Source organism: Microbacterium sp. ISL-59, from assembly GCF_018613945.1.
Taxonomy (GTDB): domain Bacteria; phylum Actinomycetota; class Actinomycetes; order Actinomycetales; family Microbacteriaceae; genus Microbacterium; species Microbacterium oxydans_B.
This window is the reverse complement of record NZ_JAGGPG010000005.1, coordinates 279,418-299,903: the sequence shown is the minus strand read 5'-3', so window position 1 is coordinate 299,903 and position 20,486 is coordinate 279,418. Positions and strand designations below refer to the sequence as shown.

Genomic DNA, 20,486 nt, shown 5'->3' with positions numbered 1-20,486 from the left:
ACGGGAGGAACGGCGATGCGCACGCTGCTCACCAACATCGCGGAACTCACCACCAACGTCGCCATCGGAGGCGACCCGTGCGGAACGCTGAGCGATGCGGCGGTCGTGATCGAGGGCGACCGGATCGCCTGGGTCGGCGCGGCCGCGGACGCGCCGGAGTCCGACGAGACGGTGGATGCCGGCGGCCGGGCAGTGATCCCCGGATTCGTCGACAGCCACAGCCACCTCGTGTTCGCCGGCGACCGCGCGGCGGAGTTCGAGGCGCGCATGGCGGGGCAGAAGTACGCGGCCGGCGGCATCCGCTCCACCGTCGCCGCCACTCGAGCCGCGAGCGACGAGGAGCTGCGCGCGCGACTCCGCGGCTTCCTCGCCGAGATGCTCGCGCAGGGGACGACCACCGTCGAGGTCAAGAGCGGCTATGGGCTCAGCGTCGCCGACGAGGCACGCCTCGTGCGGCTGGCCGCGGAGGTCACACCGGAGGTGACCTTCCTCGGAGCGCACGTCGTTCCGGTGGAGTACGCCGACCGCCCCGACGAATACGTCGACCTGGTCACGGGCCCCATGCTCGACGCCTGCGCACCGTACGCGAAGTGGATCGACGTGTTCTGCGAGACCGGTGCGTTCACAGTGACGCAATCACGGCGAGTGCTCGAGGCGGGGATCGCGCGCGGACTCGCTCCTCGCGTCCACGCGAGCCAGCTCGCACCGGGGGAGGGCGTGCGCCTCGCGGTCGAGCTGGGAGCGGCTTCCATCGACCATGGCACCTACCTGACGGACGCCGACATCGACGCGCTCGCCCAGAGCTCCACCGTGCTCACCCTGCTGCCGGGGGTCGAGTTCTCGACCAGGCAGCCCTACCCCGACGCGCGACGTCTGATCGATGCGGGCGTGACCGTGGCCCTCGCGTGCGACACGAATCCGGGATCGAGCTTCACCTCGTCGATGCCGTTCTGCATCGCGATAGCCGTGCGCGACATGGGCATGACCCCCGCCGAAGCCGTCTGGGCGGCGACGGCCGGGGGCGCCCGAGCACTCCGACGCGAGGACGTGGGGATCATCGCCCCCGGAGCCCGCGCCGACCTCGCGCTGCTGGACGCGCCGACCCGCGTGCATCTCGCGTACCGTCCGGGTGTACCCCTGGTCCGTCAGGTGTGGAAGGACGGCATCGCCGCGGTCTGAGTCGTCGCCGTCGTGTGACTCGTTGCCGTCGTGCGACTCAGCGGCGGGAGGCGAGGCCCGCGAGCAGCTCGAGCACGCAGAGCGCCGCGAGCCGGACGGTGCGGGCATCGTCGGCATCGGCCGTGGCGTCGACCTCGGCGATGTCGGCGCTCACGACGCGGCGATCCGAGGCCACCGCGCGGGTGAGCGCGCGCAGCTCCCACGCCTGGAGTCCGCCCGGCACGCTCGCCGGGCAACCCGGTGCGACCGAGCGGTCGCAGACATCCACGTCGATGTCGAGGTGGACACGAGACCCCTCGCCGGCGCCCGCGATCTCGACGGCCTCGGCGACAACGTCATCGATGCCGCGGCGACGCAGCTCATCGAGGGTGATCACCCGGATGCCCCACTCGGCGGCACGCTGCGCGTAGGCGGCGGAGTTCGCGAAGTCGGCGATGCCGATCTGCACGATCCTGGACGGCTCGATGCGCGCGATGTCGAGCGAAGACGCGGCAGGTGTGTCTTCGACGAGGCGGCGCACCGGCGTGCCGTTGGAGATCCCGTCGCGAAGGTCGAAGTGCGCGTCGAAGGTGATCAGCCCCGTCGCCTGGGCGCCGAGGGCCACCGGATACGTGAGCGAGTTGTCGCCGCCGAGCGCGATCACGAGGTCCGTGGCGTCGGCGAGGTCGCGCACGCGGGAGATCACCCTCGCCTCGCCGGCGGACCCGTCGGGATCGGTCACGTCTCCGGCGTCGGCGATGCGCAGCACGTCGTCGAGTTCGACGGCGGGCGGACCCATCAGGGCGGTTCCATAGCGGGGGAGCGCCTCGCGGATCGCGGTCGGTGTCGCGTGCGCACCGGTCGGCGACAGCGATGTACGCCAGGTCGGGACGCCGAGCAGTGCCGCATCGGCTGTGCCGCTGAAGGCGGGCCAGGATCCGGCGCGCGGCCAGAGCGGGTCGTGACTCAGCTGTCGGGATGCGGGTGCCATGTCAGACTCCGGGGATCAGGGCGTGGGCGATGGTGAAGATGGCGAGGCCGGCGAGGGCGCCGACGAACGTGCCGTTGAGGCGGATGTACTGCAGGTCGCGGCCGACCATGAGTTCGATCTTCTCGGTGGTCTCGGCCGGGTCCCAGCGCTCGACGGTGTCGGTGATGATCGAGGCGATGTCGTGGCGGTAACGGTCGACGAGGAAGACGGCGGCATCGGACACCCAGGTGTCGACGCGGGTCTGCAGCGCGGCATCCGTCGTCAGGCGTTCTCCGACTTCTTGCAGCGCCTGCACCGCGCGTCGGCGCAGACCGCTCTCGGGGTCGGCGAGGGCCGCGAGCAGCCCGTTCTTCGCGGTGTTCCAAGCCTCGGCGGCCAGGGCACCGACCCGAGGGCTGTCGAACAGCGACGCCTTCGCGTTCTCGAGCTTGGCGCGGGTGGCCGGGTCGTTCTGCAGGTTGTCGGCGAGGCGGCCGAGGTAGCCGTCGATGGCGATGCGGGCCGGGTGCCGCGGGTCGGCCTGCACGGCGTGGACGAACTTGATCGCCTCGTTGTAGACGGTGTCGTCGACGAAGCGATGGGCGAGCTTCGGCACCCAGCCGGGAAGGCGGCGCGAGACGAGTCCGGCGAACGACTCGGCGTTGGCCTCGAGCCAGCGTCCGATGCTGTCGACCGCGAGGTCGACGGCGCCGTGATGTGCATCGGCCTCGACGATCTTCTCGAGCCAGGCGCCCGCGGGCGGGCCCCATTCCGGAGCGACGAGGTGCTCGCGGGCGAGGTCGGTGATGAGGTCGCGCACGTCGTCGTCGCTCAGTGCGTTGAGCACCGCCGTCGCGATGGTCGCCCCCTCGGCGCCGACGCGCTCGGCGTGCGGAGCCTCGCGCAGCCACTCACCGGCACGGAGGGCGATCCGTGTGCTCGACAGCTTGGTGCGCACGACTTCGCCGGCGAGGAAGTTCGTCTCGACGAACTCGCCGAGGCTCCGGCCGATCTCGTCTTTGCGGCTCGGGATGATCGCGGTGTGCGGGATCGGCAGTCCCAGCGGGCGGCGGAACAGCGCGGTCACGGCGAACCAGTCCGCGAGCGCGCCCACCATGCCGCCTTCCGCCGCGGCCCGGACATAGGCGAGCCAGTCGAATCGCTGCTGGAAGGCGAAGGCGAATACGAAGACCACGGCCATGAACACCAGAGCTCCGAGGGCGACGGCCTTCATTCGGCGGAGCGCGCGCAGGCGTTCCTGGTCAGCAGGCGAGAGCTGCGTCATCGGTGTTCGCGGCATGACGTCATCCTTTCACGGGGCGGTAGCCTCGAGACGTGATCGAAGACATCAAGAAGCGCGCCCTGCATCGCACCAGCATCCTCGAGGGGCAGATGCGCGGCGTCGCGCGGATGATCGAGAACGAGGAGTACTGCATGGACATCATCACGCAGTCGCGTGCGATCCAGCGTTCCCTCGAGTCTCTGAACCGGCTGCTGCTCGAGAATCACCTCCGCACGCACGTCACCCACATGTTCGATGCGGGCGGAGACGAACGCGACAAGGCCGTTGTCGAACTGCTCAAAGCCTTCGACTTCGACTCCAAGTAGACGGTCTCCCGCCACTCCTACGGCGGGCTCGACCCGCTAGAGCACCGACTGCGCGCGCGTCAGCACGTCACGGAGGATCTGCTCGATCTCGCGGAACTCAGCCGGCCCCACGGTGAGCGGTGGCGCGAGCTGGATGACGGGGTCGCCGCGGTCATCGGCGCGGCAGTACAGGCCCGCCTCGAACAGGGCGGGGGAGAGGAATCCGCGCAGCAGCCGCTCGGACTCGGCGCCGTCGAAGGTCTCCTTGGTGGCCTTGTCCTTCACGAGCTCGATGCCGAAGAAGTACCCGTCTCCGCGCACATCACCGACCATGGGCAGGTCGAGCAGCTTCTCGAGCTCGGCGCGGAACAGCGGAGAGTTCTCGCGGACATTCGCGTTGAGTCCCTCTTCGTCGAAGATGTCGAGGTTCTCCAGGGCGACGGCCGCAGAGACCGGGTGACCGCCGAACGTGTAGCCGTGCGGGAACGAGACGTCTCCCTTCGAGAACGGCTCGTAGATGCGGTCGCTGATGATCGTCGCGCCGATGGGGGAGTATCCGCTGGTCATGCCCTTGGCGCACGTGATCATGTCGGGCACGTAGCCCAGGCCCGTGCAGGCGAACGTGTGGCCGAGGCGTCCGAAGGCGCAGATGACCTCGTCGGAGACGAGGAGCACGTCATGGCGGTCGCAGATCTCGCGGACGCGCGCGAAGTACCCGGGAGGCGGCGGGAAGCAGCCGCCGGAGTTCTGCACCGGCTCGAGGAACACCGCGGCGACCGTGTCGGCGCCCTCGAACAGGATCATCTCCTCGATGCGGTCGGCCGCCCAGCGCCCGAAGGCCTCGAGGTCGTCGGCAGGCGCACCCATCTCGGCCGCACGATAGAAGTTGGTGTTCGGCACGCGGAAGCCGCCCGGGGTGATCGGTTCGAACATCGACTTCATGGCCGGGATGCCGGTGATCGCCAACGCTCCCTGCGGGGTGCCGTGATACGCGACAGCCCGGGAGATCACCTTGTGCTTGGCGGGCTTCCCCTGCAGCTTCCAGTAGTGCTTGGCGAGCTTGAACGCGGTCTCGACGGCCTCGCCGCCGCCGGTGGAGAAGAAGACCCGGTTCAGGTCGCCCGGTGCCTCGTCCGCGAGGCGGTCGGCGAGTTCGATCGCCGCCGGGTGCGCGTAGGACCAGAGTGGGAAGAACGCCAGCTCGGATGCCTGCGCCGCGGCCGCCTCGGCCAGTCGTCGCCGACCGTGACCGGCGTTCACTACGAACAGGCCGGCGAGGCCGTCGAAGTACTCCTTGCCATTCGCATCCCAGATCCGATGGCCGTCGCCTTTGACGATGATCGGGACACCGGACTCGGCCATCGTGGACTGCCGGGCGAAGTGCATCCAGAGATGGTCCTTCGCCATCGTCTGCAGCGCGGACTCCGACGGGATGGTGCGTGCGGTGTTCATCTGGTCCCCCAGTTGTAGAGCTGCTTCTGCAGCTTCGCGTAGATGAAGGTCTCGGTGGAGAGGACGCCGTCGATCGGGCGGATGACGTCGTTGATCAGCGACAGCAGGTCGTCGTCGTCCTCGCAGACCACCTCGGCGAGGACGTCGAAGGATCCGACCGTGATGACGACGTAGTCGACGGCATCGATCGCCGCCACCGCCTCGGCGACGTGGCGCGTGTCTCCCGACACGCGGATACCGATCATCGCCTGCCGGGGAAAGCCCAGCTGCATCGGATCGGTCACCGCGACGATCTGCATCACGCCGGAATCCGTCAGACGCTGCACGCGCTGCCGCACGGCGGCCTCGCTCAGGCCGACCACGCGACCGATGTCGGAATACGAGCGGCGGCCGTCTTCCTGGAGCAGCTCGATGATCGTCTTGGAGATCGCGTCGAGCGTGGGATTCTTCTTCACCGGACCCATGGTGCGATCTTCGCACTCGGTGACGTCTCAGGCAACCGATTCCGCGGCCACGACGCACTTCGCCGACGGAACCGGCGGGAATGCGCTCAGGACCCGATCGGACCCAGCAGTGCGCTCGCCGCGGTGGAGTGCGCCGATTCGGGGTCGGAGGGATGGAAGGCACCGGCCAGCACGTCGCGATACAGGCGGGACAGCTCGTTCGCCGAGAAGTAGGAGCCGCCGCCCGCCACGAGCATCGCCTCATCGACGACGTGCTTGGCCATCGTGATCGCGCGGTGCTTGACGCCCGAGAGCAGCGGGAACCAGCGCGCTCCGTTGTCGACACGGTCGTCCACGTCCCGGGCGAGGGCCGCGATCTGCGGAGGCAGTGCGTCGTAGGCGAGCGCCATGTCGGCGATGCGCCAGCGGATGTCGGGATCCTGGCTGTAGGCGAGGCCGGTCTTCTTCGAGTGCCGCTTCTGCGCGGTGGCGACCGCCAACTCGAGCGCGCGCCGGGCGATGCCGGTGTAGACCGAGGCCAGGAGGATCTCGAACACCGAGAAGATACCGAAGACGATCGGATCGGGACTGGGGCCGGGATCGATACGACGCACGACGTGCGCCGCATCCGCCACTGCGCCGTTCAGCCGCGTGGTGCGGCTCTGCGTGCCCCGCATGCCCACGGTGTCCCAGTCGTCGGAGGTGGTGACGGCATCCGTCCGCTCGACGAAGGCGAACACCAGCTTCGGCGCGTCCGGGCTCGTGGTGTCGAGGCCGTGCAGGCCGAGCCGCGTCCACACCGGGGCGAGCGAGGTGAAGATCTTGGTACCGGTGAAGGAGTAGCCGCCGTTCGCGTCGGGCACGGCGGCGGTGTCGCTGCCGAACAGCACCAGGTCGTTGCCGCCCTCGCTGATGCCGAAGGCGAAGACCTCGCCGGCGACCGCGCCGTCCTGCACGAACTCGAGGCCCGGAACGCCGCGGTCGGAGAACACCTTCGCCACCCCGGTCCACACCAGGTGCATGTTGATGGCCAGCGCCGTCGCCGGAGCGGCGCCCGCGAGACGCTGCTGGAGGAGCGCGGCCTCGGCGAGTCCGAGCCCGGCACCGCCGCGTTCGGTGGGGACCAGGATCGACAGGTAGCCGGCGGCGCGCAGCTCATCGAGGTCCTGCTGGGGGAAGGTGTTCTCGCGGTCGTGGATCGGCGCACGCTCCCTGATCCGTTCGAGAAGGTCGTCGGGCAGGAAGGCCGTGGGATCGAACGTGCTCATGCGAGTGCCTCCAGAAGCTGACGGACGGATTCGTCCGGGCGATCGCGGTGCAGCGAATGTCCTGCACCCTCGACGACGGACAGAGTGATCAGGGGGTTCGCGGCGAGGACTTCCGCGGCGAGGTCGCCGGTGAAGATGCTGTAGACGGCGGGGTCGGCGCCGATCACGTGCGTCGGCACGGTGAGACGCGCGGCGTCGGCACGCACATCCCACGGCTGATTCTGGACGCTGGTCTGCTCCACCGCCCACGCGCTGGCACGGAGGACGGCAACGACCTTGAGCTCCTGATCCTGCGGATGCCAGTGCGGATGCTCCTGCTGCACGACCTCGAGCCGGGTGTCGGCGAAGGCGCGCTCCTGGCTTCGGCGGACGATGGCCGCGTCGCGTCCGTCGACCTGGATCGCGGGGTCGATGAGCACGAGGCGTCGCGTCCAGTCGGGGGAGGATGCGGCCGCGACCGTGCTCGCCGCGCCGCCGAGGGAGTGTCCGATGACCGCGTCCCACGCTCCGCCGTCCGCCGGATGGGTGGCGGCGAGATCGGCACCGTAGGCGGCGACGGAGTAGTCGAGGGAGCGCGGGGCGTCGCCGTGGCCGCGGAGGTCAACGGCCGTCGCATGCCAACCTGCCTCTGCGAGCGCGTTACCCAGGCGCCACATGAGTGCGCCCGATGAGCCGAGACCGTGGACCAGCAGGGCCCGCCGAGGGGCCGACGGAGCGCCCCACGAGAGGCGGGGCAGCGTGAGCGGTGCAGGCATGGCACCAGCCTACGACCGGGGGCGACGTCCGTCCCCGGAAGCGCCCGAGCAGCTCCGACCCGAGCAGCACAGAGGGGATGCACCCGGGCGGATGCATCCCCTCTGCCGGTCGGTCCGCTCAGTCGGTGCTGATCGCGATCAGCCCCGAGGGGAACCGGTCACGCGCCGACACGTAGATCTCGCCGTCGGTGGGGTTCACCGAGACGCCGTAGACCTTGTTGCCGTAGGCATGAGCGCTCAGACGGGCGACCAGCGAGAGGTCGTCGGTAGAGTAGACCGACACCCCGCTCGCATCGAAGGTCGCCGACTGGTGTCCGGCGATGAGCCGTCCGCTCGCGGTGTCCACAGCCAGCGAGCGCAGGTCGGCGTTCGCCATCGGGATGGTCCCGACGAGCTCCCACGTTCCGCCGGCGAACACCCGCACACCGTCGGTCGAGCCCTCGGCGTCCGCCGTGCCGACGTAGAGGCGGTCGTTCACCCCGTCCCAGGCGACGCCATGCGAACGCCATGGCGACGCGCCCGCCGGTGTGACGGTGATCGGCGCGCCCGTCGCGGCATCCATGATCTCGACACCCGACCCGCGCGTGGCTCCGAACACCAGGCCCGCCTCGGGGTCGACGTCGATGCCGCGCACGTTCGCCGTGAACGCGTACGGACCGCGCTTCAGGTCGCCGCTGGCCGCGTCCATCACGAGCCACTGGTTCGAGTAGGCGACGTACAGCTCACCCGTCGACTCGTCGAGCGCGACGTCTCGCACACCCTCGTCTGCCGCGGTGGGAGCCGGCACGTCGAGCGTTCGCACCAGGGCGTCCGTCTCCGGGTCGATCTCCCAGACGCGCGCCGGGCGCATCTCGTTGCCGACGAAGAGGTTCCCGGTACGACTGTCGACGGCCGACCCGACCGGTCGATCATCCGACTCGGGGACGTCGGTCGCCGAGGGGATCACGGCCAGCGAACGGGCCGTGAACTCCGGGGTCTCCGGATCGGTCGGGTCCGTGGGATCAGTCGGATCAGTCGGATCCGTGGGATCCGTCGGATCGGTGGGATCGGTCGGGTCCGTGGGATCGGTCGGATCCGTGGGGTCGACCTTGCGGACGCTGACGGTGACGGCGGCCGAGGTGAGTTCCTCTCCTGGCGGGTTGAGGCGGAAGTCCCGGTTGGAGACGAACACGCGCTGGTGCTCCTCGTCGACCGTGATGCCGTAGCCGTCCTTGCCGTACTTCGGTCCCGCGAAGTCGCCGAGCAGTGCACCTGTCGCCAGGTCATGCACGGAGAACCCGCCGCGGTCAGCCGTCGTGCCGGTGTAGCCGACGTAGAGCAGCCCGTTCGTCGAGTCGATGTCGACCTGACGGGGGTTGGCCCTGCTCGTGCGCTCCCACAGCTTGGCGAACCCGTTCGACGCGTCGAAGGCCTCCAGGTTGATCACGTCCGTGAGGTCGTGGAACTTGGTGCTGACGACGGTGCCGGTGGTGGGGTCGGCGGCGACGTAGTAGGCGTCTGCGGTGCCGTTGATGACTCCGAGGGAGGCTCCGGTGTCGGCGTCGAGGACTTCGATGCCGCGGGAGGGGACGGCGACGTAGACGTGTCCGAGTTTCGGGTCGACGTCGATCGAGCGGTTGGACTCGATGGTGGGGAAGGGTCCGCGGACGACTTGTCCGAAGGTGTCGGGGTCGATGGAGACGACGAGCCAGTTGCGGTTCTGCTGTCCGACGTAGAGGAGGTTCTTCTCGTCGTCGATGCCGATGTCGCGGATGTTCTCCGGCAGTGTCATCTCGCCCAGGACCTTGTCGGTGTCGGGGTCGATCTCGAAGATCTTCCGGCTGTTCTGGTCGCCCAGGTACAGCAGGTCGCGGGACTCGGAGTAGGCCATGCCTGCGGGCAGGCTTGCCTTCGAACGATCCACCGACGCCAGGTGCCCCGCCGATTCGTAGCTCAGCGTCTCCGGAAGCACCCGTTCGCTGACGGTGACGGCGGCCGAGGTGAGTTCCTCTCCCGGCGGGTTGAGGCGGAAGTCCCGGTTGGAGACGAACACGCGCTGGTGCTCTTCATCGACCGCGATGCCGTAGCCGTCCTTGCCGTACGTCGGATCCGCGAAGTCGCCGAGCGCCTTCCCGGTGGTGAGATCGTGCACCGAGAATCCGCCCGCGCCCTTGCCTGCGCCGGTGTAGCCGACGTAGAGCAGACCGTTCGTGGAGTCGATGTCGAGCTGCCGCGGGTTCGCGCGGGTGGCCTTGGACCACAGCTTCTTGAAGCCGTTGTCGGCGTCGAAGGCCTCGACGTTCACGACGTCCGTGAGGTCGTGGAACTTGGTGCTGACGACGGTGCCGGTGGTGGGGTCGGCGGCGACGTAGTAGGCGTCTGCGGTGCCGTTGATGACTCCGAGGGAGGCTCCGGTGTCGGCGTCGAGGACTTCGATGCCGCGGGAGGGGACGGCGACGTAGACGTGTCCGAGTTTCGGGTCGACGTCGATCGAGCGGTTGGACTCGATGGTGGGGAAGGGTCCGCGGACGACTTGTCCGAAGGTGTCGGGGTCGATGGAGACGACGAGCCAGTTGCGGTTCTGCTGTCCGACGTAGAGGAGGTTCTTCTCGTCGTCGATGCCGATGTCGCGGATGTTCTCCGGCAGTGTCATCTCGCCCAGGACCTTGTCGGTGTCGGGGTCGATCTCGAAGATCTTCCGGCTGTTCTGGTCACCCAGGTACAGCAGGTCGCGCGATTCGGAGTAGGCCATGCCTGCGGGCAGGCTCGCCTTCGAACGATCCACCGACGCCAGGTTCCCGGTGACCTCGTAGTCGACCTCGCCGGTCGGCACATCGGGCGTGACCTCACCGGGGTCGGGGTTGCCGCCGCAGCCGAGGCACGGTTGCACGGGACCGGTTGGGATCTCCTGCGGGTCCACGCCGTCGGTGACGAGCTTGCCCTTCTCGTCCTTCTTGATGGTCACACCGTCGAAGAACTCGCCGTCGGCCGTGCGCGACTCGTAGCGCAGCGTACCCTCGGTGACATCGACGAGCTGATAGAACTGCTTGCCGCCGTCGAGGCGACGCAGGTGCGCGCCGTTCTCCTTCCACAGGCGCGGCCCGTATTCGTACAGCTTCACGCTCGCGCTCGAGCCGACGTAGACGGGTCCGGTCGCGCTCTTCTTCGGGTCGGCGCCGGCCGGAAGGCTCTCCTCCGCGGCGAGGGTGTTGCCGCGGCCGTAGGCGTGGTCGTGGCCCTGGAGCACCAGGTCGACGTTGTACTTCTCCAGGAGCGGACCCCAGACCGTGCGGATGCCCAGGTTGTTGCGGCCTTCGTCGAGGGAGTACACGGGGTGGTGGAACAGCACGACGGTCCACTCGTTCGCGTTGTCGGCGAGCACCCCTTCGAGCCACTCGGCTTGGACGCGCAGGCCCTCCTCGGACGAGATGTTGCTGTTGAGGGAGATGAAGCGCACCCCCTCACGGTCGGTGTAATACACCGTGCCGGCGAGCTCGTCGTAGATGTCGCCCTCGCCGCTCGGACCGTTGTCCGGGTAGGGGAGCTGTGCGCGCCAGGTGCGGGACAGGCCGCCGTCGTACTCGTGGTTGCCGGGCGTCGTGATGAGGTTCTGCGTGCCCAGTGAGTAGGAGAAGGCGTCGAACAGCTCACCCCACTCCTGGTCCGAGTTCGCGTCGTTCACGAGGTCGCCGATCTGCACCACCGCATCCGCGTTCGGCCGGTCGCGGAAGGCGTTGCGCAGCACGCGCGAGCCGTCGCTGAGGATGCCGTTCTGGATGTCGCCGAGGAAGATGAACGAGGTCGTCTTGTCGGTCGCGCTGGCGGTGGCGAAGTCCTGCCATTCGGAGAAGTTCGTCCCGTCGCCGACGCGGTACATGTACTCGACACCGGGCTGCAGGCCCGTGATGGTGGCGGTGTGCATGTTCTGGCTGTAGCCGATGTCGGTGGTGACCTCGGTGTGGGCGGCTTCCGCCTCGAGCACGCCGCCCGGGTAGGGGGCGGGCGTCATGGTGCGGTACTGCACCAGTCCGCGATCGGTGGTCGCCGAGGTGCGCCAGGTCACACTCTGCTGCGTGGTGGCATCGGCGGCGGGAGTGAGGACGATCCGGTCGGGGATCGCGGAAGGCTCCCAGCGGGAGGGGGTGTCCTCCGCGGCCTGCGCACTGGGCGCGGGAGCGGCCAGGACGCCGCCCGACAGGAGCACGGCTCCCGCGAGGGCGCAGGCGGCGAGCCGCCACGGGGTGCGGCGCCGCGTGAAGGGGGTGGTCATCGAGATCAATGCCTTTCGGGAAGAGAGGAAGGGGCCGGTCACGCGGCGGAGCGGGAACGGGCGCGGAGGATCACGACGGCACCGGCCGCGGTGATGAGGATGCCGAACAGGGCGAGGCCGCCGCCGGCCCACCCGGTCGCGGCGAGGGATCCGCCGTCGTCCGTGGGCTGGGTGACGATGATCGCGATGCGTCCGGTGGCGTCGGAGCCGAGACCCGTCACGACGATCTCGTGCTCGCCGGGGGCGGTGTCGGCGGGGATGCGCACGGTCGCCGCCAGCGCGCCGTTCGCGTCGCTCGAGGCGACGGACAGCTGCACGGGTGTCGAGTGCAGCTCGATCGAGGCGCGTTCGCCGGGCTCGAGGCCCTTCGCCTGCAGCTGGATCTCGTCACCGGGAGCCACCTGCGCGGTGGAGAGGGTGATCGAGACGCCGTCCGGATCCACGGGATCCACGGGGTCAACCGGGTCGACGGGATCGACGGGATCGACCGGGTCCACGGGATCGACCGGGTCGATGGCGCCGGGCAGGCCGTCACGCGTCGAGCCGGGGCCGGCCGCCCACGCCGTGTCGTCGCTCACGAGCTTGCTGCCGTCCTTCGCCATCTCGATCGTGAAGGAGTCGAACAGGGCGCCGTCGACGGTGCGGGCCTCGACGTGGAACTCGTCGTCGGTGACGTCGACCGTCTGGAACAGCTGCACGTCGCGTCCGACGACGCGGAGGTTCGCGTCGTTGGCTGTCCAGTTGTTGGCGTCCTCCGGGTCCGGGATGTACATCTTCGGTCCGGCGACGGAGACGAGGTACACCGGTCCGGTGTGGCTCTTCGCCGGATCGGCGCCCGCGGGCAGGTTCTTCTCGTTGGCGATCAGGTTGCCGCGACCGTAGGCGTGGTCGTGGCCCTGGACGACGAGGTCGACGCCGTACTTCTCGAACATGGGCATCCACGCCTCGCGCAGCACCGCGTTGTCGCGGCCGGACGTGACCGAGAAGACCGGGTGATGGAAGGCCACGACGGTCCAGGTGTTCGGGTTCTCGGCGAGCTGGCCCTCGAGCCATTCGGTCTGCGCCGACAGGCTCGCGGGGTCGAACGCCTGGGTGCTGTTGAGCGTGATGAAGCGCACGCCCTGGTAGTCGACCGAGTAGACGGTCTCGCCCAGGTCGGCGCCCTCAGGGCCGTTGGCCGGGTACTCGAACTGCGCGTCCCAGTGCTTCGAGAGCTCCGGTCCCGGGTAGTACTCGTGGTTGCCGGTGGCGGCGATCACGTTGAGGTACTGGTTCGAGAACGCAGCGGCCTCATGCCATTCGCCCCATTCGGCATCCGAGGTCTCGGTGTCGATCAGGTCGCCGGCGTGCACGACCGCGCGCGCGTACGGGCGGGCCTCGAACGCGGCGCGGAGGGCGCGCGAGGTGAACGCCTTGTTGTCGTTCTGTGCGTCGCCCTGCACGAGGAAGCTGAAGTTGCCTGGCTTGTCATCCGCCGTGGTGAACTCGAGCCACTCGCTCCAGGTCGTGCCGTCGCCGACGCGGTAGAGGTACGTCGTCGCGGCCTTCAGCTGGTCGACGGTGGCCGAGTGGTGGGCGATCTCGTACCCGAAGTTCGATTCGAATCCGGTGGTGGTGGCGGTGATCGTGCGCGCGGCGGCCACGTCGACGGGCGTCGCGGTGAGAGGGGCGAGCTGCATCTGCGGCGACGTGACGTCCGAGGACGTGCGCCAGCTGACGCTCTGGCTCGTCTCGGGCGTCGCGGTCGGTGTGAGGATCACGCGATCCGGCACGGCCGAGGGGACGAACACCGTCGCGGGGGCGACGGCAGGCGGGTTGAGGCCTCCCGCGGCGACGGCGACGCCGCCTCCGAGGAACGTGAGGCCGACAGCGGCGGCGAGGCCGCCCGCGGTGAAAGCGGCACTGCGCCGCAGGGTCAGGGATCGTGGCAAGCGCGCCATCGCAGGCAGCACCTTTCGTCGGGATTCGAGAGGGGTGATGGCGCGCTGCAACAGGGTGGAGGAGGCGCCATTCGCGAAGCTACTAGCGCGGGGCGCAGCGAAACGGCGGTTCCTGCCACCCGTCATCCGTCGTTCATCGAAAGGCGACGAGCGTTCACCGAGCAGTCGCTTGACGCCGCTCGGCGATCTCTGAACGGGCGTTCAGTGAAAGGGGAGGGTCTTCCCCGGAAGCGATCCCGAGTGTCAGTCGAGCGGCGGCAATGCCGGCAGGTCCGCCGCGATCAGCAGCACTCTCTCGGCGGCGGCGTGGCCCGCGGAGAGGCGCGCGGCGAGGTCGGCGCCGTCGAGGGTCGCCGCCAGGAAGCCGGAGGCGAAAGCATCGCCCGCGCCGACCGGCTCGACCACGTCGACCACCGGAGCGGGGACGAACACCGGCTCGGCGTCGCCGTCGTATGCGGTCGCGCCGATGTCGCCGTCCTTGACGACGAGCAATGCGCAGTTCGGCAGGAAGGCCCTGATCTCCGCCGCCGTCGCGGTGCCCCAGATGCGTTCGGCCTCGTCGCGTCCGACGAAGGTGATGTCGGCGGCGTCCGCCAGCCGGGCGAGGGTCTCGGCCGCATCCTCCCGGCTCCACAGCGGGCGGCGGTCGTTCACGTCGAAGGACACCAGCGCACCGGCCGTGCGTGCGTCGGTGAAGAGCCTGTCGACCATCTCGCGGCAGGATGCGGAGAGCGCGGGCGTGATGCCGGTGGTGTGCACGATGCGCACGCCCGTGAGCCGCTCCGGCGTCAGGAACCCCGCCTCCATGCGAGAGGCCGCGGAGCCCCGCCGGTAGTAGTAGACGGAGGAGGACTCGACGCCCGGATCCTTGAACATCACGCCGGTCGGGGTGGTGGCGTCGCGCTCGACCCACAGTTCCACGCCGCGGCGCTCGAGTTCCGACGCGATGCGGTCGCCGAGCGGATCGGCGCCGAGGCGGGATGCCCAGGCCACGCGGTGCCCGGTCGCGGCGACCCCGGCCGAGACGTTCGACTCCGCCCCGGCGATGCCGATCGTCGCGTGACCGGCGGTCGCGAGTTCGGCGTCGGTCGGTGTGATCAGGGCCATGGTCTCGCCGACGCAGACGATCTCGGGTGCAGAGACGGGGGAGGAGGTGGAGCTCATGAGGGGGTGACCGCCAGGGGTTCGGTGTCGGGATACGGGCGCGCGTCGCGATGACGCAGGTCGGGGAAGGAACGGACGAAGACGATGGAGACGAGCAGGCCGACCGCGGCGAAGATCGTGGCGGCCAGGTAGGCGCCACGCCAGTCGCTGGCGTCGACGAGGAAGCCGGCGACGGCGGATCCGGCCGCCGCGCCGATCAGCTGCCCGGTGCCCGCCCAGCCGAAGGCTTCAGCGGTCTCGCTGAACTTCACGCTGGCCGAGGTGATGGCGAAGAGCACGGCGAGGGCGGGGGCGATGCCGATGCCGGCGAGGATCAGGGTGCCGCCCAGCCAGAACACGTTGAGCATGACCATCGTCAGGCCGAGGCCGATCGTCACGATCAGCAGGCGGCGGGCCATAGCCCACGGCCCGATCGGGATGTGGCCGAACGCCAGACCGCCCGCCAGGCTGCCCGCCGAGAACACCGCGAGCACGAGTCCGGCGGCGAGGCTGCCGTGCTCGAAGGTCGCGACGACGCCCACCTCCACCGCGGAGCAGGCGCCGATCAGCAGGAAGCCGATCACCGTCGCCAGCAGCACGGGAGGCTTGAGGACGACCTTGCCCAGCGCATTGCGGCTGCGCGGGATGCGCACCCGGCCGACTTCGGGGGAGAGGATGAACCAGGCGCCGCCGCCGACGAGGATGATCGCCACCAGCAGCAGTCCCTCCGCCGTGCCGATCTGGGTGGAGACCAGGGTGATGACGACCGGCGCCAGCACCCAGATGATCTCCTGCAGCGAGGCGTCGAGGGAGAACAGCGGCGTGAGGTTCGAGGAGTTCACGAGCTTCGGGTAGATCGTGCGCACCGCGGCCTGCACGGGCGGGGTCGAGAGCCCCGCGACCATCCCGAGCAGCATGTAACCCGGCACGTCGAGCGGAAGCAGAGCGAGTCCGAGCACGGTGACGACGCACACCGACAGGGTGAGGGTGATCACGCGTCGCATGCCCCAGACGCCCATCCACCGACTCGTGATGGGGCCGGCGACGGCCTGCCCCACGCTGGTCGCGGCGAGGACGAGGCCGGCGGATCCGTACGACCCGGTCTGCTGCTCGACGTGCAGCAGGATCGCGAGGGACATCATCCCGTTGGGGAAGCGCGCGGTCAGCTGAGCCGCGATCATGCGCGCCACTCCGGGCGTGCGAAGAAGGTCCCGATATCCCGCCACCAGACAACGGTACCGGGCCTCGAGCGCGGTCGTGGAAGAGGCCGTGCGGCGACACGCCCACGACACGCCGAAAGCCCGATTCCACAGGAAACGAAATGTCTGAGGGGCGGCGTAGCGTGCCCCCTGTGGATGGATCGTTCACAGGGGCTTCCCAGCCGCGATTTCTCGCGGTTCGTGAGCCTCGCGAAGGGGCCTCAGCCTGTGGAAGAAACGGTGGAGAACCTGTGTTGTATCTGTAGAGAACGGTGGATAACTACACGGATGTAACTACTACCCCTTGTGGTCGCCCCCAATGTCGGTCCCCATATGTAGTATTGAAGTCCCGGCAGGGGGTCTACCGGGAAACAGCCTGATGAGAAGCAGGCCAGAGATTTGAGGGGTTACGAAAAGATGTCGATCACGGTCTACACAAAGCCTTCCTGCGTTCAGTGCAACGCCACCTACCGTGCGCTCGATGCCAAGGGCATCGAGTACGAGATCCTCGACCTTTCCGAGGACCCGACGGCGCTCGAGCAGGTCAAGGCGCTGGGCTACCTGCAGGCACCCGTCGTCGTCACCGACGAGGGTCACTGGTCGGGCTTCCGTCCCGACAAGATCGACGAGCTCGCCTCCCGTCTGGCGTGACGCCCCATGAGCGCCGTCGCGACCGCAGCGCCGCTCCTGATCTACTTCTCGAGCGTCTCGGGTAACACCGCGCGGTTCATCGAGAAACTCGGGCTCCCGTCCCGACGCATCCCCCTCCACCGGCACGAAGAAGACCTCGTCATCGACGAGCCCTTCGTGCTGGTCACCCCCACCTACGGCGGGGGAGCGGGGCGCGGCGTCGAGAAGGGCGCCGTCCCCAAACAGGTGATCCGGTTTCTCAATGACGAGCGCAACCGGCGTCATATCCGCGGAGTGATCTCCGCAGGCAACACCAACTTCGGCGATGCGTTCTGCCTCGCCGGAGACATCATCAGCCGCAAGTGCCACGTGCCGCACTTGTATCGGCTCGAGATCTTCGGCACACAAGACGATGTGGATCGCGTGAGCGACGGATTGGAACGACGGTGGCAGCTTCAGTGACCGAGACAGTGGCATTCAAGGCGAACCCCTCCTACGAGGGTCTCGACTATCACGCCCTCAACGCGATGCTCAACCTGTACGACGCGAACGGGAAGATCCAGTTCGACGCCGACAAGCGCGCCGCGCGGGAGTACTTCCTGCAGCACGTGAACCAGAACACGGTGTTCTTCCACTCGCTCAAGGAGCGTCTGGACTACCTCGTGGAGAAGGAGTACTACGAGGGTGCCGTCATCGAGCATTACTCGATGGAGTTCATCCAGAAGCTCAATGACCTCGCCTACGGCAAGAAGTTCCGCTTCGAGACGTTCCTCGGCGCGTTCAAGTACTACACGAGCTACACGCTCAAGACCTTCGACGGCAAGCGTTACCTCGAGCGCTTCGAGGACCGCGTCGTCATGACCGCCCTCGGCCTCGCCGACGGTGACGAGAAGCTCGCCGTCGCCCTCGTCGAGGAGATCATCTCCGGTCGCTTCCAGCCGGCCACCCCGACCTTCCTCAACGCCGGCAAGGCGCAGCGTGGCGAGCTCGTCAGCTGCTTCCTGCTGCGCATCGAAGACAACATGGAGTCGATCGCCCGCGGCATCAACTCCGCACTGCAGCTCTCCAAGCGCGGCGGCGGCGTGGCCCTGCTGCTCTCGAACATCCGCGAGTCGGGTGCGCCGATCAAGCAGATCGAGAACCAGTCCTCGGGCATCATCCCCGTGATGAAGCTGCTCGAAGACAGCTTCAGCTACGCCAACCAGCTCGGTGCCCGTCAGGGTGCCGGTGCGGTGTACCTCAACGCGCACCACCCCGACATCATGCGCTTCCTCGACACCAAGCGTGAGAACGCCGACGAGAAGATCCGCATCAAGACGCTCTCGCTGGGTGTCGTGGTTCCCGACATCACGTTCGAGCTCGCCAAGAACGACGAGGACATGTACCTGTTCTCGCCGTACGATGTCGAGAAGGTCTACGGCGTGCCGTTCGGCGACATCTCGGTCACCGAGAAGTACCGCGAGATGGTCGATGACCCGCGCATCAAGAAGACGAAGATCAACGCGCGTGAGTTCTTCCAGACGGTCGCCGAGATCCAGTTCGAGTCCGGCTACCCGTACGTCATGTTCGAAGACACGGTGAACAAGGCCAACCCGATCAAGGGTCGGATCAACATGTCCAACCTCTGCAGTGAGATCCTGCAGGTGAACACGCCGACGACGTACAACGACGACCTGTCGTACGACAACATCGGCAAGGACATCTCCTGCAACCTCGGCTCGATGAACATCGCGCTGTCGATGGATGCCGATGACCTCGGCCAGACGGTCGAGACCGCGATCCGCGCCCTCACCGCGGTCAGCGACCAGAGCCACATCGGCTCGGTGCGCTCGATCGAGGACGGCAACGACCGCTCGCACGCGATCGGCCTCGGCCAGATGAACCTGCACGGATACCTCGCCCGCGAGCACGTGTACTACGGCTCCGAAGAGGGCATCGACTTCACGAACATCTACTTCTACACGGTGCTGTTCCACGCGCTGCGTGCGTCGAACAACCTCGCCATCGAGCGCGGTACCACGTTCGACGGGTTCGAGGACTCGACCTACGCGTCGGGTACGTTCTTCGACAAGTACATCGAGCAGGCGTGGGTCCCCGCGACCGAGAAGGTCAAGGAGCTCTTCGCCGGCAAGCACATCCCGACGCAGGACGACTGGGCCGAGCTGAAGGCGTCGATCCAGAAGCACGGCATCTACAACCAGAACCTGCAGGCCGTCCCGCCGACCGGCTCGATCTCGTACATCAACAATTCCACGTCGTCGATCCACCCGATCGCGTCGAAGATCGAGATCCGCAAGGAAGGCAAGCTCGGTCGCGTCTACTACCCGGCGGCGTTCATGACGAACGACAACCTGGAGTACTACCAGGACGCTTACGAGATCGGCTACGAGAAGGTCATCGACACGTACGCGGCTGCCACGCAGCACGTCGACCAGGGCCTGTCGCTGACGCTGTTCTTCAAGGACACCGCCACCACGCGTGACATCAACAAGGCGCAGATCTACGCATGGCGCAAGGGCATCAAGACGATCTACTACATCCGCCTGCGTCAGCTGGCGCTCGAGGGCACCGACATGGCCGAGTGCGTCTCGTGCATGCTCTGACCCGTTGACCCGCTGCTGACAGCTGAACCCGAGAAACGACGAAGAAAATGACTCCTGAAAGACTCAAGCTGGTCTCCAGCGTGCAGGCGATCAACTGGAACCGCATCCAGGACGACAAGGACCTCGAGGTCTGGAACCGTCTGGTGAACAACTTCTGGCTGCCGGAGAAGGTGCCGCTGTCGAACGACGTGCAGTCGTGGAACACGCTCACTCCCGACGAGCAGCTGCTCACCATGCGGGTGTTCACCGGTCTCACCCTGCTCGACACGATCCAGGGCACCGTCGGTGCGGTATCGCTGATCCCCGACGCGATCACGCCTCACGAAGAGGCCGTGTACACGAACATCGCGTTCATGGAGTCGGTGCACGCGAAGAGCTACTCCTCGATCTTCTCGACCCTCGCGTCGACGAAGGAGATCGACGAGGCGTTCCGGTGGTCGACCGAGAATCCGAACCTTCAGAAGAAGGCTCAGATCATCATGGACTACTACCAAGGAGACGACCCGCTCAAGCGCAAGGTGGCCTCCACCCTGCTGGAGTCGTTCCTCTTCTACTCGGGGTTCTACCTGCCGATCTACTGGTCGTCGAAGGCGAAGCTGACGAACACGGCCGACCTGATCCGCCTCATCATCCGTGACGAGGCCGTGCACGGCTACTACATCGGCTACAAGTTCCAGAAGGGGCTCGAGAACGAGACCCAGGAGCGCCGCGATGAGCTCAAGGACTACACGTTCTCGCTCATGTACGAGCTCTACGACAACGAGGTGCAGTACACGCAGGACCTCTACGACGGCGTCGGTCTGACCGAAGACGTCAAGAAGTTCCTGCACTACAACGCCAACAAGGCCCTCATGAACCTGGGCTACGAGGCGATGTTCCCCTCCAGCGTCACGAACGTGAACCCGGCGATCCTGTCGGCGCTCTCGCCGAACGCCGACGAGAACCACGACTTCTTCTCGGGGTCGGGCTCGTCGTACGTCATCGGCAAGGCCGAGGCCACGGAAGACGACGACTGGGACTTCTGAGAAACGCTGGTCAGCGTAGGATTCGCTGACACCCACGAAGCCCCCGCCCGGCGGTCCTATCGAC

Annotated in this window: 16 protein-coding genes; 6 read left to right on the top strand and 10 right to left on the bottom strand. The window is 67.8% G+C overall.

Annotated features, from left to right (window positions below; translation table 11 throughout):
* Window positions 1–15: 15 nt before the first annotated feature.
* The gene (gene hutI, locus J7E45_RS17720) at window positions 16–1,179 is read left to right on the top strand and encodes an imidazolonepropionase (protein WP_215071085.1); all 1,164 of its coding nucleotides are present in this window, start codon (window positions 16–18) and stop codon (window positions 1,177–1,179) included.
* A gap of 37 nt (window positions 1,180–1,216) precedes the next feature.
* Here hutI and J7E45_RS17715 read toward each other — a convergent pair whose 3' ends face one another.
* Both J7E45_RS17715 and J7E45_RS17710 read right to left on the bottom strand, forming a co-directional pair.
* Window positions 1,217–2,149 (bottom strand): arginase family protein, encoded by a 933-nt coding sequence (locus J7E45_RS17715; RefSeq protein WP_167635436.1) that lies wholly within the window; start codon window positions 2,147–2,149, stop codon window positions 1,217–1,219.
* Window position 2,150: 1 nt separating this feature from the next.
* Complete coding sequence (locus J7E45_RS17710; RefSeq protein WP_215071083.1) at window positions 2,151–3,428, bottom strand: DUF445 domain-containing protein; 1,278 nt, start codon at window positions 3,426–3,428, stop codon at window positions 2,151–2,153.
* A gap of 35 nt (window positions 3,429–3,463) precedes the next feature.
* Between J7E45_RS17710 and J7E45_RS17705 the strand changes: the two genes are divergently transcribed.
* Window positions 3,464–3,736 carry a metal-sensitive transcriptional regulator gene (locus J7E45_RS17705; protein WP_029262067.1) on the top strand — a complete coding sequence of 91 codons (273 nt, stop codon included), beginning with the start codon at window positions 3,464–3,466 and terminating at the stop codon, window positions 3,734–3,736.
* A 36-nt stretch (window positions 3,737–3,772) separates the two neighbouring features.
* Here J7E45_RS17705 and J7E45_RS17700 read toward each other — a convergent pair whose 3' ends face one another.
* From J7E45_RS17700 to J7E45_RS17665, 8 genes are all read right to left on the bottom strand, one after another.
* Window positions 3,773–5,167 (bottom strand): aspartate aminotransferase family protein, encoded by a 1,395-nt coding sequence (locus tag J7E45_RS17700; protein ID WP_215071081.1) that lies wholly within the window; start codon window positions 5,165–5,167, stop codon window positions 3,773–3,775.
* On the bottom strand, window positions 5,164–5,631 hold the full coding sequence (locus J7E45_RS17695; RefSeq protein ID WP_215071079.1) for an Lrp/AsnC family transcriptional regulator: 468 nt from the start codon (window positions 5,629–5,631) through the stop codon (window positions 5,164–5,166). The genes J7E45_RS17700 and J7E45_RS17695 overlap by 4 nt, the downstream gene beginning before the upstream one ends.
* 86 nt (window positions 5,632–5,717) lie before the next feature.
* The gene (locus J7E45_RS17690) at window positions 5,718–6,878 is read right to left on the bottom strand and encodes an acyl-CoA dehydrogenase family protein (protein WP_215071077.1); all 1,161 of its coding nucleotides are present in this window, start codon (window positions 6,876–6,878) and stop codon (window positions 5,718–5,720) included.
* Window positions 6,875–7,633: an alpha/beta fold hydrolase gene (locus tag J7E45_RS17685; RefSeq protein WP_215071075.1), complete on the bottom strand. Its 759-nt coding sequence runs from the start codon at window positions 7,631–7,633 to the stop codon at window positions 6,875–6,877. The genes J7E45_RS17690 and J7E45_RS17685 overlap by 4 nt, the downstream gene beginning before the upstream one ends.
* 118 nt (window positions 7,634–7,751) lie before the next feature.
* Window positions 7,752–11,882 carry a metallophosphoesterase gene (locus tag J7E45_RS17680; RefSeq protein WP_215071073.1) on the bottom strand — a complete coding sequence of 1,377 codons (4,131 nt, stop codon included), beginning with the start codon at window positions 11,880–11,882 and terminating at the stop codon, window positions 7,752–7,754.
* 38 nt (window positions 11,883–11,920) lie between these two features.
* Window positions 11,921–13,822 (bottom strand): metallophosphoesterase family protein, encoded by a 1,902-nt coding sequence (locus J7E45_RS17675; protein ID WP_215071071.1) that lies wholly within the window; start codon window positions 13,820–13,822, stop codon window positions 11,921–11,923.
* A 243-nt stretch (window positions 13,823–14,065) separates the two neighbouring features.
* On the bottom strand, window positions 14,066–14,986 hold the full coding sequence (locus tag J7E45_RS17670; protein WP_215071069.1) for a sugar kinase: 921 nt from the start codon (window positions 14,984–14,986) through the stop codon (window positions 14,066–14,068).
* Complete coding sequence (locus tag J7E45_RS17665) at window positions 14,983–16,191, bottom strand: MFS transporter (protein WP_208617629.1); 1,209 nt, start codon at window positions 16,189–16,191, stop codon at window positions 14,983–14,985. The genes J7E45_RS17670 and J7E45_RS17665 overlap by 4 nt, the downstream gene beginning before the upstream one ends.
* A 390-nt stretch (window positions 16,192–16,581) precedes the next feature.
* Between J7E45_RS17665 and nrdH the strand changes: the two genes are divergently transcribed.
* From nrdH to nrdF, 4 genes are read left to right on the top strand one after another with little or no spacing between them, the layout of a single operon-like run.
* A complete protein-coding gene (gene nrdH, locus J7E45_RS17660) occupies window positions 16,582–16,815 on the top strand; it encodes a glutaredoxin-like protein NrdH (protein ID WP_028503264.1) in 234 nt (77 codons plus the stop codon).
* A gap of 6 nt (window positions 16,816–16,821) precedes the next feature.
* Window positions 16,822–17,256, top strand: a complete 435-nt coding sequence (nrdI, locus tag J7E45_RS17655; protein WP_029262703.1) for a class Ib ribonucleoside-diphosphate reductase assembly flavoprotein NrdI — start codon at window positions 16,822–16,824, stop codon at window positions 17,254–17,256.
* Complete coding sequence (nrdE, locus tag J7E45_RS17650; RefSeq protein ID WP_308162187.1) at window positions 17,253–19,397, top strand: class 1b ribonucleoside-diphosphate reductase subunit alpha; 2,145 nt, start codon at window positions 17,253–17,255, stop codon at window positions 19,395–19,397. The genes nrdI and nrdE overlap by 4 nt, the downstream gene beginning before the upstream one ends.
* Before the next feature lie 47 nt (window positions 19,398–19,444).
* On the top strand, window positions 19,445–20,422 hold the full coding sequence (gene nrdF, locus J7E45_RS17645; RefSeq protein WP_017828866.1) for a class 1b ribonucleoside-diphosphate reductase subunit beta: 978 nt from the start codon (window positions 19,445–19,447) through the stop codon (window positions 20,420–20,422).
* Window positions 20,423–20,486: the final 64 nt, after the last annotated feature.

Excerpts from the sequence above, each read along its gene's own strand:
- hutI (WP_215071085.1), top strand. The coding sequence starts at position 16 with ATGCGCACGCTGCTCACCAACATCGCGGAACTCACCACCAACGTCGCC.
- J7E45_RS17715 (WP_167635436.1), bottom strand. The coding sequence starts at position 2,149 with ATGGCACCCGCATCCCGACAGCTGAGTCACGACCCGCTCTGGCCGCGC.
- J7E45_RS17710 (WP_215071083.1), bottom strand. The coding sequence starts at position 3,428 with ATGCCGCGAACACCGATGACGCAGCTCTCGCCTGCTGACCAGGAACGC.
- J7E45_RS17700 (WP_215071081.1), bottom strand. The coding sequence starts at position 5,167 with ATGAACACCGCACGCACCATCCCGTCGGAGTCCGCGCTGCAGACGATG.
- J7E45_RS17695 (WP_215071079.1), bottom strand. The coding sequence starts at position 5,631 with ATGGGTCCGGTGAAGAAGAATCCCACGCTCGACGCGATCTCCAAGACG.
- J7E45_RS17690 (WP_215071077.1), bottom strand. The coding sequence starts at position 6,878 with ATGAGCACGTTCGATCCCACGGCCTTCCTGCCCGACGACCTTCTCGAA.
- J7E45_RS17685 (WP_215071075.1), bottom strand. The coding sequence starts at position 7,633 with ATGCCTGCACCGCTCACGCTGCCCCGCCTCTCGTGGGGCGCTCCGTCG.
- J7E45_RS17680 (WP_215071073.1), bottom strand. The coding sequence starts at position 11,882 with ATGACCACCCCCTTCACGCGGCGCCGCACCCCGTGGCGGCTCGCCGCC.
- J7E45_RS17675 (WP_215071071.1), bottom strand. The coding sequence starts at position 13,822 with ATGGCGCGCTTGCCACGATCCCTGACCCTGCGGCGCAGTGCCGCTTTC.
- J7E45_RS17670 (WP_215071069.1), bottom strand. The coding sequence starts at position 14,986 with ATGAGCTCCACCTCCTCCCCCGTCTCTGCACCCGAGATCGTCTGCGTC.
- nrdH (WP_028503264.1), top strand. The coding sequence starts at position 16,582 with ATGTCGATCACGGTCTACACAAAGCCTTCCTGCGTTCAGTGCAACGCC.
- nrdI (WP_029262703.1), top strand. The coding sequence starts at position 16,822 with ATGAGCGCCGTCGCGACCGCAGCGCCGCTCCTGATCTACTTCTCGAGC.
- nrdF (WP_017828866.1), top strand. The coding sequence starts at position 19,445 with ATGACTCCTGAAAGACTCAAGCTGGTCTCCAGCGTGCAGGCGATCAAC.